10 protein-coding genes and 1 tRNA gene are annotated in these 12,575 nt (G+C 69.1%); 4 read left to right on the top strand and 7 right to left on the bottom strand.

The window, feature by feature from the left end:
- Nucleotides 1–2 precede the first annotated feature (2 nt).
- Nucleotides 3–758: a class E sortase gene (locus tag ACIBJH_RS20395; RefSeq protein ID WP_399118225.1), complete on the top strand. Its 756-nt coding sequence runs from the start codon at nt 3–5 to the stop codon at nt 756–758.
- An 81-nt stretch (nt 759–839) separates the two neighbouring features.
- Here ACIBJH_RS20395 and pknB read toward each other — a convergent pair whose 3' ends face one another.
- The 6 genes from pknB to ACIBJH_RS20425 form a co-directional block, all read right to left on the bottom strand.
- Nucleotides 840–2,825, bottom strand: coding sequence for a Stk1 family PASTA domain-containing Ser/Thr kinase (gene pknB, locus ACIBJH_RS20400; protein WP_399118226.1), 1,986 nt, complete (start codon nt 2,823–2,825; stop codon nt 840–842).
- Nucleotides 2,826–2,995: 170 nt separating this feature from the next.
- Entirely contained in the window at nt 2,996–4,483 is a 1,488-nt protein-coding gene (locus tag ACIBJH_RS20405; RefSeq protein ID WP_399118227.1) for a peptidoglycan D,D-transpeptidase FtsI family protein, read from the bottom strand.
- Nucleotides 4,480–5,922: an FtsW/RodA/SpoVE family cell cycle protein gene (locus ACIBJH_RS20410; protein ID WP_399118228.1), complete on the bottom strand. Its 1,443-nt coding sequence runs from the start codon at nt 5,920–5,922 to the stop codon at nt 4,480–4,482. The genes ACIBJH_RS20405 and ACIBJH_RS20410 overlap by 4 nt, the downstream gene beginning before the upstream one ends.
- 27 nt (nt 5,923–5,949) lie before the next feature.
- On the bottom strand, nt 5,950–7,506 hold the full coding sequence (locus ACIBJH_RS20415; protein WP_399118605.1) for a Stp1/IreP family PP2C-type Ser/Thr phosphatase: 1,557 nt from the start codon (nt 7,504–7,506) through the stop codon (nt 5,950–5,952).
- 98 nt (nt 7,507–7,604) lie between these two features.
- Nucleotides 7,605–8,126: an FHA domain-containing protein gene (locus ACIBJH_RS20420; RefSeq protein ID WP_200713818.1), complete on the bottom strand. Its 522-nt coding sequence runs from the start codon at nt 8,124–8,126 to the stop codon at nt 7,605–7,607.
- A 10-nt stretch (nt 8,127–8,136) separates the two neighbouring features.
- Nucleotides 8,137–8,979 (bottom strand): FhaA domain-containing protein, encoded by an 843-nt coding sequence (locus ACIBJH_RS20425; protein WP_399118229.1) that lies wholly within the window; start codon nt 8,977–8,979, stop codon nt 8,137–8,139.
- Nucleotides 8,980–9,411: 432 nt separating this feature from the next.
- On the opposite strand from ACIBJH_RS20425, the gene ACIBJH_RS20430 reads away from it, so the two are divergent.
- Nucleotides 9,412–9,495: transfer RNA gene (locus tag ACIBJH_RS20430), tRNA-Leu, on the top strand.
- Nucleotides 9,496–9,585: 90 nt separating this feature from the next.
- Here the strand turns inward: ACIBJH_RS20430 and ACIBJH_RS20435 are convergent.
- Nucleotides 9,586–10,239 carry an FMN-dependent NADH-azoreductase gene (locus tag ACIBJH_RS20435; RefSeq protein WP_399118230.1) on the bottom strand — a complete coding sequence of 218 codons (654 nt, stop codon included), beginning with the start codon at nt 10,237–10,239 and terminating at the stop codon, nt 9,586–9,588.
- A 130-nt stretch (nt 10,240–10,369) separates the two neighbouring features.
- Here ACIBJH_RS20435 and ACIBJH_RS20440 point away from each other — a divergent pair, with 130 nt between their 5' ends.
- Nucleotides 10,370–10,732 carry a winged helix-turn-helix transcriptional regulator gene (locus tag ACIBJH_RS20440; protein WP_399118231.1) on the top strand — a complete coding sequence of 121 codons (363 nt, stop codon included), beginning with the start codon at nt 10,370–10,372 and terminating at the stop codon, nt 10,730–10,732.
- A gap of 140 nt (nt 10,733–10,872) precedes the next feature.
- Nucleotides 10,873–12,282, top strand: a complete 1,410-nt coding sequence (locus ACIBJH_RS20445) for a DUF2252 domain-containing protein (RefSeq protein WP_399118232.1) — start codon at nt 10,873–10,875, stop codon at nt 12,280–12,282.
- Nucleotides 12,283–12,575: the final 293 nt, after the last annotated feature.

Below are 12,575 nucleotides of genomic sequence, written 5' to 3' on the forward strand. Positions count from 1 at the left end.
AGATGAACGTGGCAGCGACCACCGACGACACCGAAGAGCACACCGACACGCCCGCGTCGCCGCCGGACCGCGCCCGCGGCACCGGCCCGATCGCGACCGCGGTCAGCGTCTTCGGTGAACTCCTCATCACGGCGGGCCTGATCCTCGGCCTGTTCGTCGTCTATTCCCTGTGGTGGACGAACGTCGTCGCCGACCGCACGGCCGACAAACAGGCCGACAAGGTCCGCGACAACTGGTCCAAGGACAAGGACACCGGCCCCGGCGCGCTCGACACCAAGGACGGCATCGGCTTCCTGCACGTGCCCGCCATGAAGAACGGCGAGGTCCTGGTCGAGAAGGGCACCGGGACGGACGTCCTCAACGACGGCGTCGCCGGCTACTACACCGACCCGGTCAAGGCCGCCCTCCCCACCACCGGCAAGACCGGCAACTTCACGCTCGCCGCCCACCGCGACGGCCACGGCGCCAAGTTCCACAACATCGACAAGCTCAAGAAGGGCGACCCGATCGTCTTCGAGACGAAGGACAAGTGGTACGTCTACAAGGTCTACGACATCCTTCCCGAGACCTCGAAGTACAACGTGAAGACCCTCGCCCAGATCCCCGTGGAGTCCGGCAAGAAGAAGGCCGGCCACTACATCACGCTGACGACCTGCACACCGGTGTACACGTCCCGGTACCGGTATGTGGTGTGGGGCGAGTTGGTCCGGGTCGACAAGGTGGACAGCGCGCGGACGCCGCCGAAGGAACTGCGGTAGGACCCGACGACACACTCGGCAACGCGAGAGCCCCGGCACCCTCAGGGTGCCGGGGCTCTCGCGTGCCTCTCGCTGGTACCGCTAGCCGTTCGAGCCCCCGAAGAAGCCCCCGTTGTTCCCGCCGTTGTTGTTGCCGTTTCCGACACTCACGGTGGTGAGGGTGATCGTCGTGTTGCTCGGGTCGACCGTGTTGCCGGCGCCCGGGTCGATCCCGGTCACGATCGCGTTGTCGCTCTGATCGCTGCCGTCGGCGAACTGGATGTTGGTGAAGCCCTGCTGCTGAAGCGTCTGCTTGGCGTTCTTCACCGTCTGGGTGACCACGTTCGGGACCTGGACCTGCGTCGACTTGCCGATCTGGATGTTGACCGTGGAGTTCTTGTCGACCTGGGTGTTGGCCTGCGGATCGGTCGAGACGACCTTGCCGACCAGGTTCGGGTCGCTGGTGTCGACCTCGGTGCAGTTGCCCACGAGGTTGTTCGCGGTCATCTGCGCCTTGGCGTCGTCACAGCTCTTGCCGCTGACGTCCGGGACCGTGGACTTCGCCTGGGCCTTGGCGACGGTGAGGGTGATGGTGGTGCCCTTCTCCACCTCCGCGCCGAGCTTCGGGTCCTGGTCCAGGACGGTGCCCGGGTCCTCGGCGGACACCTTCTGCACCGTCTTCACGACGAACTTGTACTTGTCGCCCTCAAGGGTCGAGGTGGCGTCGTCGACGTTCTGGCCGAGGACGCTCGGTACGACCACCTTCGGGGCGCCGGTCGAGACGACCAGGTTGATGGTGTCGCCCTTGTTGACGTCGACACCCGCCTTCGGGTCCTGCGAACAGACGCTGCCCTTCGGCGCGTTCGCGCAGGCCTTGCGGGTGGGCTCGGCCAGCTTCAGGCCGGAGTTGACGGCCATGGTCTTTGCCGCGTCGTAGGTCTGGCCGACGAAGTTCGGGGCCGCGAACGGCTTGTCCGTGTTCCCGCTGAACGCCCACTTCCCGATCAGGATCGCGCCCACCAGCACCAGAACGGCCGCCACGACCAGCAGGATCGTCGAGGTGTTCGACTTCTTCTTCTGCTGGCGGCGCCGGTCGGGGCGGTCGTCGTAGCCGAAGCCGCCGTCGTCCGGGTTCATCGGGGGCAGCATCGTGGTGGCGCCGGGGTCGGCGCGCAGGGCCGTGGTGGCCTGGTCGTCGCCGTAGCCGCCGTAGCCGACCGAACCCATCGCCGCCGTCGCCGCGACCGGCTGGCCGTCGAGGCAGGCCTCGATGTCGATGCGCATCTCGTCGGCGGACTGGTAGCGGTAGTTGGGGTCCTTGACCAGGGCCCGCAGCACGATCGCGTCCATCTCGGGCGTGATCTCGGGGTCGAAGACGGACGGCGGCTGCGGCTCCTCGCGCACGTGCTGGTACGCGACCGCGACCGGGGAGTCGCCCACGAACGGCGGCCGTACGGTCAGGAGTTCGTAGAGGAGACAGCCCGTCGAGTAGAGGTCCGAGCGGGCGTCGACCTGCTCGCCCTTGGCCTGCTCCGGGGAGAGGTACTGGGCGGTGCCGATGACCGCGGAGGTCTGCGTCATCGTCATGCCGGAGTCGCCCATCGCGCGGGCGATGCCGAAGTCCATCACCTTGACCTGGCCGGTGCGCGTCAGCATGACGTTGGCCGGCTTGATGTCGCGGTGCACGATGCCGTTGCGGTGCGAGTACTCCAGGGCCTGGAGGATGCCGATGGTCATCTCCATGGAGCGCTCCGGCAGCAGCTTGCGGCCGCTGTGGAGGAGCTCACGGAGGGTGGAACCGTCGACGTACTCCATGACGATGTACGGGATCGAGACCCCGTCGACGTAGTCCTCGCCCGTGTCGTAGACCGCGACGATCGCGGGATGGTTGAGCGAGGCGGCCGACTGGGCCTCCCGGCGGAACCGGGCCTGGAAGGAAGGGTCGCGCGCAAGGTCGACGCGCAGCGTCTTCACCGCCACCGTGCGGCCGAGGCGTGTGTCATGGGCGAGGTAGACCTCCGCCATGCCACCACGGCCGAGCACCTGGCCCAGCTCGTACCGGCCGCCGAGGCGACGCGGCTCTTCCATAGTTCCCTACCAGCCCTCTCCGTCGGTCCCGACCCGCACGGGTGTGCGGTCGGAGGCTAGCCGTCCGGGCCTACCGTACCCGGCTGGCTCTGTGTGACCTGGCCAAGCCCGTCACCCGATACAGGACCGGTATCGCAACGTGCACCGATGTGAAGGGGACGTGAGCGGGGTCACTTCTTGCTGTTGATGACCGCCTCCATCACGCTCTTCGCGATGGGGGCCGCGAGGCCGCCGCCGGAGATGTCGTCACGGTTGGCGCTGGAGTCCTCGATGACCACGGCCACGGCCACCGGCGAACTGCCGTCGGCGAGCTTGGCGTAGGACAGGAACCAGGCGTACGGGTTCTCGCTGTTGGCGACACCGTGCTGGGCGGTACCCGTCTTGCCGCCGACCGTGACGCCGTCGATCTGTGCCTTCTGGCCGGTGCCGTCCTTGACGACCGTCTCCATCATCGACTGCAGGATCTGCGCGTTCTTCGACGACAGCGGCTGGCTCAGCTCCTGCGGCTCGGTCTGCGCGATGGTGTCGACGTTCGACGACTGGAGCTTGTCGACCATGTACGGCTTCATCAGCTTGCCGTCGTTGGCGACCGCCGAGGCGACCATGGCCATCTGCAGCGGGGTCGCCGCGGTGTTGAACTGGCCGATCGAGGACAGCGCGGTCTGCGAGGAGTTCATGTTGTCGGAGAAGACCGAGGCACTGGAGCGGATCGGGGTGAACTGCTCGGAGTCGAAGCCGAACTTCTTCGCCTCGGCCAGCATCTTGGCGTTGCCGAGGTCGGCGCCGATCTTGCCGAACACGCTGTTGCAGGAGACCCGCAGCGCCTCCCGCAGGGTCGCGTTCTTGCAGGGGATGTTGCCCTCGTTCTTCAGCTCGGTCGTGGTGCCCTTCATGATGTAGGGCAGCGGCGAGTCGGTCGCCGTGTCGGCGGACGAGTACAGGTTGTTCTCCAGGGCGGCGGCCGCGGTGACCACCTTGAAGGTGGAGCCCGGCGGGTAGGTCTCGCGCAGCGCCCGGTTGAGCATCGGGTCGTTCGGGTCGTACTTCTTCTGCAGCTTCTGCCAGGCCTTGGCGTCCGTGGTGGTGGAGTTCCCGGCGAACGTCGACGGGTCGTACGACGGGTAGGACGCCAGCGCCAGGATCTTGCCGGTGGACGGGTCGAGGGCGACGACCGCGCCCTTGCCGCCCTGCTTCGTCAGACCGTTCCACGCGGCCTTCTGCGCGGCCTCGTTGAGGGTGGTGACGACGTCGCCGCCCGACTTGTCCTTGCCCGTGATCATGTCGAGGGTGTTGCGGAAGAAGAGCCGGTCGTCGGTGCCGGAGAGGATGCCGTCCTCGATGGACTCCAGCTGGTTGGCACCGAAGGCCTGCGAGGCGTATCCCGTGACCGGCGCCCACATCGCGCCGTTCTTGTAGGTGCGCTTGTACTTGAGGTCGTTCAGCCCGGAGGTGCTGGTCTCGGTGGAACCGGTGATCGGGCTGCCGTCCACGATGATGTCGCCGCGCGGGGTCGAGTAGCGGGCGATGGTGACCCGGCGGTTCTTCGGGTCGTCCTTGAGGCCGTCGGCCTTGACGTACTGGAGCCAGTTGTCGCGCAACAGCAGGGTGAGGACCAGCAGACCGCAGAAGAGCGCGATCCGGCGCAGGGGCTTGTTCATGACGGGCGGACCACCTGGGTCATCTCGGCGTCGGGACTGGGGGCGGGCGCGGGGGCCGGCCGGCGGGCGGTGTCGCTGATGCGGATCAGGATGCCGATCAGGGCCCAGTTGGCCAGCACGGAGGAACCGCCGTAGGCCATGAAGGGCATGGTCATACCGGTCAGCGGGATGAGGCCCATGACACCGCCGGCCACGACGAAGACCTGGAGGGCGAAGGCGCCGGACAGGCCGATGGCGAGCAGTTTGCCGAAGGGGTCGCGGGCGGCGAGCGCGGTGCGCACACCGCGTTCCACGATCAGGCCGTAGATCAGCAGGATCGCCATGATGCCGGCCAGGCCCAGTTCCTCGCCGAAGGTGGCGAGGATGAAGTCGGAGTTGGCGGCGAACCGGATGAGGTCGGAGTGGCCCTGGCCGAGGCCGGTGCCGAGGGTGCCGCCGGAGCCGAAGGCCCACAGGGCCTGCATCGACTGCTCGGAGTGGCCGCCCACACCCTGCTGGCTGAGCGTGTACTCCTTCATCGGGTTCAGCCAGGCCTGCACACGCTGCTGGACGTGCGATTCGAAGCTGGCCACACCGACCGCGCCGGCCGCGGACATCAGCAGACCGAAGACGATCCAGCTGGTCCGCTCGGTGGCGACGTACAGCATGATGATGAACATTCCGAAGAACAGCAGCGAGGTGCCCAGGTCGGTCTCGAAGACCAGGATCAGGATCGAGATGAACCAGACCACCAGGATCGGGCCGAGGTCGCGGCCGCGCGGCAGGTACAGGCCCATGAAGCGGCGGCTGGCCAGCGCGAGCGCGTCGCGCTTCACCATCAGATAGCCGGCGAAGAAGATCGCGAGGACGATCTTCGCGAACTCGCCGGGCTGGAGGGAGCCGAGGCCGGGGATCTTGATCCAGATCTTGGCGCCGTAGATGTTGGCGCCGAGGCCGGGCACCAGCGGGAGCAGGAGCAGCACCAGGGCGGCGAACATCGAGATGTAGGTGTAGCGCTGCAGGACGCGGTGGTCCTTGAGGAAGATCAGCACGACGACGAAGAACGCGATGCCCAGCGCGGTGTACAGCAGCTGCCGGGGCGCGGCGCTGCCCGCCTGGTCGATGGACTGGAGCAGCTTCGACTGGTCGAGCCGCCAGATGACGACGAGCCCGAGGCCGTTGAGCAGAGTGGCCAGCGGCAGCAGCAGCGGGTCCGCGTACGGCGCGAACTTGCGGACGCCCAGGTGTGCGACGCCGGCCAGCAGGCCGAGGCCCAGGCCGTAACTCAGCAGCCCGGTCGGCACCTTGTCGTTGATGGCCAGGCCCACGTTGGCGTACGCGAAGACCGGGATGACGACCGCGAACAGCAGCAGCGCCAACTCGGTGTTGCGTCTGCTCGGTGCGCCGATGGCGCCGATCGTGGACGTGTGGTGCGTCGGCGAATTGGTAGAACTGCTCATCGTGTGACGGGGCCTCTCACGGCTTGCCTATTGCTTGCTGCACTGCGAGACGACCTGCTGCTCTTCCTCCGAAAGACTGGGACCGGGGCTGGGAGTTGCAGACTTGGTCGGGGACGGGGACGTCGAGGCCGAAGGTGACGGCGTGGCCTTGGACGTGAGGGAGGTGCTGGTGGTTCCCGTGGTGCCGCCGGCCTGGCCCTGACCCGTCGCCGTGCCGGTCGTGCCCGAGGCGCTCGCGCGCTGGGCCTCCTTCTTGCACGCGGACGCCTGGACGGCCAGATCGGCGATCTTCTTCTGGGCGTCCTGGAGACCGCCCTCGGCGATCGTCGCCTTGACCTGCTTCTGCTGGTAGGGCGGCAGGTACTTGAGTTCGATCTCGGGGTGGTCCTTCTCCACCTTCGAGAGCGAGACCCAGGCGAGGTCCTGGCTGATGCCCTGGTAGAGCGCCACGTGCTCGCCGTTGGTGCCGACGAAGTACTGCGTCTGCGTCCAGCGCCAGCCGCCGTAGAGACCGCCGCCGATGACGGCCAGCGTGAGCACGGTGTAGAAGGATCTCTTCAGCCACTTGCGGCCCTTGGAGGGCTTCACGAAGTCGTCGTCGGTGTAGTCCCCGAAGCTGCCCGTGGGGACGTATCCGGTGGTGTCGCCGGAGCCGGGCGGGCCGAACTCGCCGCCCCCGCCGCCCTGTCCGGGCACCTGGCGGCCGAGCCCGGAGGCGCGTCCGGCCGGGGTCTGCATGATGCCGTTGTCGTGCAGGTGGAGCTGGTTCTCGGCGACCGCGCCGACGATGACCGGGGTGTCCGACAGCTGCGCGGCGAGGGTGTCGCCGGTGTCGAGGTCCAGGACGTCGGCGATGATCACCGTGATGTTGTCGGGGCCGCCGCCGCGCAGCGCGAGCTGGATCAGCTCCTGCACGGTCTCCTGGGGGCCCTGGTAGCTGGCGAGGGTGTCCTCCATCGTCTGGTGGGAGACGACTCCGGACAGCCCGTCGGAGCAGATCAAGTACCGGTCGCCGGCGCGGACTTCACGGATCGACAGGTCCGGCTCGACGTGGTCGCCGCTGCCGAGCGCGCGCATCAGGAGCGCGCGCTGCGGGTGGGTGGTGGCCTCTTCCTCGGTGATCCGGCCCTCGTCGACGAGGCGCTGCACCCAGGTGTGGTCCTGCGTGATCTGGGTCAGCACGCCGTCGCGCAGCAAGTAGGCGCGGGAGTCCCCGACATGGACGAGGCCGAGCCGCTGCCCGGTCCACAGCAGGGCGGTCAGGGTGGTCCCCATGCCCTCCAGCTGGGGGTCCTCCTCGACCATCATCCGCAGCTGGTCGTTGGCCCGCTGCACGGCGGTGCCGAGCGAGGTGAGGATGTCGGAGCCGGGCACGTCGTCGTCGAGCGAGACGATGGTCGAGATCACCTCGGAGGAGGCGACCTCACCGGCGGCCTGGCCGCCCATCCCGTCGGCGATCGCGAGGAGACGTGGACCGGCGTAGCCGGAGTCCTCGTTGCCCTCGCGGATCATGCCTTTGTGCGATCCGGCGGCGAAGCGCAGTGACAGACTCATGCGCACCTCGCCCGTCGGCTCCGGGTACATCCGCACGGTGCCCACCCTCCGGTCGGGAGCGCGCCGGGGTCCGCCAGGCGGTCCGCCGGTGCGTGCTCGCTCCGCTCGCGCTCATTCATGACGTGGCACTACTTCCGCAGCTCGATGACGGTCTTGCCGATGCGGATCGGCGCGCCCAGCGGAATCGGTGTGGGGGTCGTCAGCCGGGACCGGTCCAGGTACGTGCCGTTGGTCGATCCGAGGTCCTCGACGATCCACTGGCCGTCGCGGTCCGGGTAGATCCTGGCATGCCGGCTGGAGGCGTAGTCGTCGTCCAGCACGATCGTCGAATCGTGCGCCCGGCCCAGGGTGATGGTCTGGCCCTGGAGGGCGACGGTCGTACCCGTGAGGATTCCCTCACTGACGACGAGTTTGGTGGGGGCGTTACGGCCCCGCCGGCCGCCCCCGCTCGCTTGCTGCTGGCGCTGCTGCGGAGGCGCCGCCTGCCGGGCGGCCTGCTGCTGCGGCCGTCCGGCTTCCCGTCGCGAGCCGCGCTGTGTGACACGCGTTCCGAACAGGTCGCTGCGGATGACCTGCACGGCCACGATCACGAACAGCCACAGTACGGCCAGGAAACCCAGCCGCATGACCGTGAGGGTCAGCTCTGACATTGCCCCCGCTTCACCCTTCGGCTTGCCGGTAAATGATGGTGGTGCTGCCCACGACGATCCGCGAGCCGTCGCGGAGCGTAGCGCGGGTGGTGTGCTGCCCGTCCACCACGATGCCGTTGGTGGACCCGAGATCCTGGATCGTCGAGGGCGTTCCGGTCCGGATCTCACAGTGCCGGCGCGATACGCCGGGGTCGTCGATCCGCACGTCGGCTTCGGTGCTGCGGCCCATCACCAACGTCGCGCGGGAGATCTGATGGCGGGCGCCGTTGATCTCCACCCAGTACCGCATCCGCACGCCGGGCGCCGGGGCGGCCGGGGCCGACTGGAGATACGGCGCGGAACCACGGCCCGGCGGCGGCGAGGGCGGCATGGGCGGCGCGCCCGCGGGGGCGGCGGCGGGCGGATAGCCGTAGCCGCCGGGCCGTCCCGCGGCCGGCGGTGCCGCCGGAGCGGGGGTGCCGGGTGCCTGCTGGTTGGTGGAGGAGGCGAGCGTACGACTGCGCACCCGGTACAGACCGGTGTCGAGGTCCTCCGCCTTCTCCAGGTGGACCTTGATGGGTCCCATGAAGGTGTAGCGCTGCTGCTTGGCGTAGTCGCGCACCATGCCGGCGAGTTCGTCGCCGAGCTGGCCGGAGTAGGGGCTGAGCCGCTCGAAGTCCGGCGTGCTCAGCTCCACGATGAAGTCATTGGGTACGACGGTCCGGTCGCGGTTCCAGATCGTCGCGTTGTTGTCGCACTCGCGCTGGAGCGCGCCGGCGATCTCGACGGGCTGGACCTCGGACTTGAACACCTTGGCGAAGGTGCCGTTGACCAGACCTTCGAGGCGTTGCTCGAACTTCTTCAGGACTCCCATGGGGCACCTCCTCCGTCGTGGCCGCACTGCTTGTCGTGCCGACTGCCGTGCCGGCTGCCTTGGTACTGCTTACTGATCGTATCCACGCGCCGGTAAATCGGCTGGTTCCCCCTTGTCGGCCCGTCGAACTCCTTCTGCACTACTCCTGCCCAGGATCGTAGAGGGGGCCGCAGACAAGTGTCCCGCACCTGACTGTGGACCTTGCCCGCCTCCTGGGGAGATGGCCGCTACCGGTACGAGGTTGATACGTGAACCGGCCCACGTTGATACGTAGCGAGGGGGCCGGGGTGTTCGGAAGGGGTCCCCGGTGGTCCCCGGGCCAGGTCACGGGGTGCGGATAAGGGATGTGAATCCACCCCGGGCACCGTGCTAATCTTCTGCATGTCGGAAGGCGCCAGCCCCTTGGGGGAACAGCCCGAGGACACACCCAATGCGCGGGTGGCGGAATAGGCAGACGCGCTGGATTCAGGTTCCAGTGCCCGAAAGGGCGTGGGGGTTCAACTCCCCCCTCGCGCACAACGGAAGCCCCCCAGGTCTCGGACCTGGGGGGCTTCTTCTTGTGCAGTTCTCACCTCGGGTGAGGACAATCACAGGTCTGGGCCTGCCTCAGGCGGCGAGCCGTTGCGCCAGTTCCTTGGCCTTGGCCGCCGCGTCGTCGAGGGCGCGCTCGCGGGACGCCTCGTAGAGGGGGACCAGGTTGGACATCGCCGGGTTCTGCGGGGCCATGGTGAGCTCCGGGACGATGAACTCCAGTTCCGTGCCGAGGGCGTCGACGAAGACCGCGCGGAGATAGGTCTGCACGTATTCGAAGCCCTCGCGCGGGGTGCCGGGACCGTAGGCGCCGCCGCGGCTGGCGATCACGGTGACCGGGGTGCCCTTGATCTTCGAGTCCTCGGTGCCCGCGGTGCGGCCCATGAGGATCACGTTGTCCAGCCAGGCCTTCAGGGTCGAGGGGATGGCGAAGTTGTACATCGGGGCGCCGATCAGCACCGCGTCCGCCTGCTCCAGCTCCTCTATGAGCCGCACGCGCTCCGCGAAGGCCGCCGCCTGCTCGGGCGTGTGCGTGGCCGGGTCGGCGAAGCCGGCGGTGTGGGCGTCGGCGGTGATGTGCGGGACGGGGTGCGCGGCGAGGTCGCGGTGGATCACCGTGCCCTCCGGGTGCTGTTCCTCCCAGGACGTGCGGAAGGCGTCGGTGACCGCGCGGGAGGCGGAGGCGCCGGCGGGGAACACGGAGGAGTCGATGTGCAGAAGCGTGGCCATGGTGGTCTCCAGGGGGGCTGGACTCGCGAGCTAACATTTTGCTCAGCAGCTGAAGTTTCGTACTCGACTATGAATAACACAGGTACTTACTTTTTTTCACCTCCGTTCGGGAGGGCAGTACCCTGAAGCCATGACGGTCGAGCAGGAACACGGCACGGACCTGTGCAAGCAGGTCGACAAGGGCATCACCCGTGTCTTCCAGCTGTTCGGAAAGCGCTGGACCGGGCCGATCGTGGCCGTCCTGATGGCACAGCCCATGCACTTCTCCGACCTGCGCCGGGCGATCCCCGGCATCAGCGAGCGCATGCTCTCCGACCGGCTCACCGAACTCGGCGCCGCCGGCCTGCTCGTCCGCGAGGTCGACGAGGGCCCGCCGCTGCGCGTCTCGTACCGGCTGACCGAGGCCGGCAAGGCCTTGAACCCGGCGCTCCGGGAACTCGGCGAGTGGGCCAAGGTGCATCTGCCCGAGGGGTGGGAGTCGGGGGGCTGCTGAGGCCACGTGGGTTTTCCACAGGCACGGCGCTGTCCACAGGTCCCGAGTTGTCCACAGGGTCTGACGTGTTTTCGCCACCCGCTGTACGGTCGTCGCGAGTTGATGTTCGTGTGCGCGCAAGTGCGGGGGAGGCGGTCGGTATGACCGAGGCCGGAATCGGTGTGGGGCGCAGGCTGCCCGGAGTGCGGGGCTTCGCCACCTGGCCGGTGGAGGGATCGCCCAAGGAAGAGGGCCGGGCGCTGCGGGAGAGCGTCCCGCGCAGCGCGCACGCCGCGCTCGACCTGGACGGCTCCCGCCCCGACGCGGTGACCGCCGTCGAGGAGTCCGGCCGCGGCCGTATCCCCGGGCTCACACCGATACGGGTGGGCCGGATGGCGGCCACCCCCTTCGCCTTCCTGCGCGGTTCGGCAGGCCTGATGGCCCACGACCTCGCCCGCACCCCCATGACCCGGATCGGCGCCCAGATCTGCGGCGACGCCCACGCGGCCAACTTCGGCCTCTACGGCGACGCCCGCGGCGGCCTGGTCATCGACCTGAACGACTTCGACGAGACCGTGCACGGCCCCTGGGAGTGGGACCTCAAGCGGCTCGCCGCCTCCCTGGTGCTCGCGGGCCGGGAGGCCGGCGCCGACGAGGACACCTGCCGTACGGCGGCGCACGGCGCGGTGGGCTCCTACCGCCGCACCATGCGGCTGCTGGCGAAGCTCCCGGTGCTGGACGCGTGGAACGCCATCGCGGACGAGGAGTTGGTCTCCCACGCCGACGCCCGCGACCTGCTCGGCACGCTGGAGCGGGTCTCCGAGAAGGCGCGGGGCAACACCAGCGGGCGGTTCGCGGCCAAGTCCACCGAGGCCGCCGAGGACGGCGGGCGCCGCTTCGTCGACGCCTCACCGGTGCTGCGCCGGATCCCGGACGAGGAGGCCGCGGCGGTCGCGGCATCGCTGGAGGAGTACCTCGACACGCTCTCCGAGGACCGCCTCCCGCTGCTCGCCCGGCACACCGTGCACGACGTCGCCTTCCGCGTCGTCGGCACGGGCAGCGTCGGCACCCGGTCGTACGTCGTGCTGCTCCTCGACCACCGCGGCGAACCGCTCGTCCTCCAGGTCAAGGAGGCCCGCCCCTCGGCGCTGGTGCCGCATCTGCTGACCGCCGGGTTCGACGCGCCGTCCGTCGCGCACGAGGGCCGGCGCGTGGTGCTCGGGCAGAAGCGGATGCAGGTCGTCAGCGACATCCTGCTGGGCTGGACGACGGTCGACGGACTGCCGTTCCAGGTACGGCAGTTCCGCAACCGCAAGGGCAGTGTCGACCCCGCCGCCCTCGCCGCCGACCAGATCGACGACTACGGCCGGATGACCGGCGCCCTCCTCGCCCGCGCCCACGCCCACAGCGCCGACCCGCGCCTGGTCGCCGGGTACTGCGGCAAGAACGACGAACTGGACGAGGCCATAGCGACGTTCGCCGTCGCCTACGCCGACCGCACCGAGGCGGACCACGCGGAACTGGTGGCGGCCGTGCGGTCGGGGCGGATCGAGGCGGAGCTGGGGGTGTGAGGTCCCGGTGGAGCCGCCCGCGCACGCTGTTCGCGGCCTGCCGGGACCTGTCGGCCGAGTGCTCGGCGGCCGACTGTCCACAGGCGCGGGGCGGCCGTGGCCTACGCTGGTCGGGTGACGACCCCGGAAGCTGAGCAGTCCCAGTCCGCGCCCGTCGGAGAACCGGTGCCGGAGCAGGCGGGCGCCGAGGTGCCGTCCGCCGCCGGAGCCGCGGCGGGCGAGGGTGCCGCGCGCGAGGACAGCGGGGGCGGAGCGGCCGACACCGGACCTGTGGACGGCGTGGCCGGCACCGG

The organism is Streptomyces sp. NPDC050548, assembly GCF_044457385.1.
Taxonomy (GTDB): Bacteria; Actinomycetota; Actinomycetes; order Streptomycetales; family Streptomycetaceae; genus Streptomyces.

Coding starts and splice junctions, on each gene's coding strand:
- ACIBJH_RS20395 (WP_399118225.1), top strand. CDS start 3: ATGAACGTGGCAGCGACCACCGACGACACCGAAGAGCACACCGACACG.
- pknB (WP_399118226.1), bottom strand. CDS start 2,825: ATGGAAGAGCCGCGTCGCCTCGGCGGCCGGTACGAGCTGGGCCAGGTG.
- ACIBJH_RS20405 (WP_399118227.1), bottom strand. CDS start 4,483: ATGAACAAGCCCCTGCGCCGGATCGCGCTCTTCTGCGGTCTGCTGGTC.
- ACIBJH_RS20410 (WP_399118228.1), bottom strand. CDS start 5,922: ATGAGCAGTTCTACCAATTCGCCGACGCACCACACGTCCACGATCGGC.
- ACIBJH_RS20415 (WP_399118605.1), bottom strand. CDS start 7,506: ATGTACCCGGAGCCGACGGGCGAGGTGCGCATGAGTCTGTCACTGCGC.
- ACIBJH_RS20420 (WP_200713818.1), bottom strand. CDS start 8,126: ATGTCAGAGCTGACCCTCACGGTCATGCGGCTGGGTTTCCTGGCCGTA.
- ACIBJH_RS20425 (WP_399118229.1), bottom strand. CDS start 8,979: ATGGGAGTCCTGAAGAAGTTCGAGCAACGCCTCGAAGGTCTGGTCAAC.
- ACIBJH_RS20435 (WP_399118230.1), bottom strand. CDS start 10,239: ATGGCCACGCTTCTGCACATCGACTCCTCCGTGTTCCCCGCCGGCGCC.
- ACIBJH_RS20440 (WP_399118231.1), top strand. CDS start 10,370: ATGACGGTCGAGCAGGAACACGGCACGGACCTGTGCAAGCAGGTCGAC.
- ACIBJH_RS20445 (WP_399118232.1), top strand. CDS start 10,873: ATGACCGAGGCCGGAATCGGTGTGGGGCGCAGGCTGCCCGGAGTGCGG.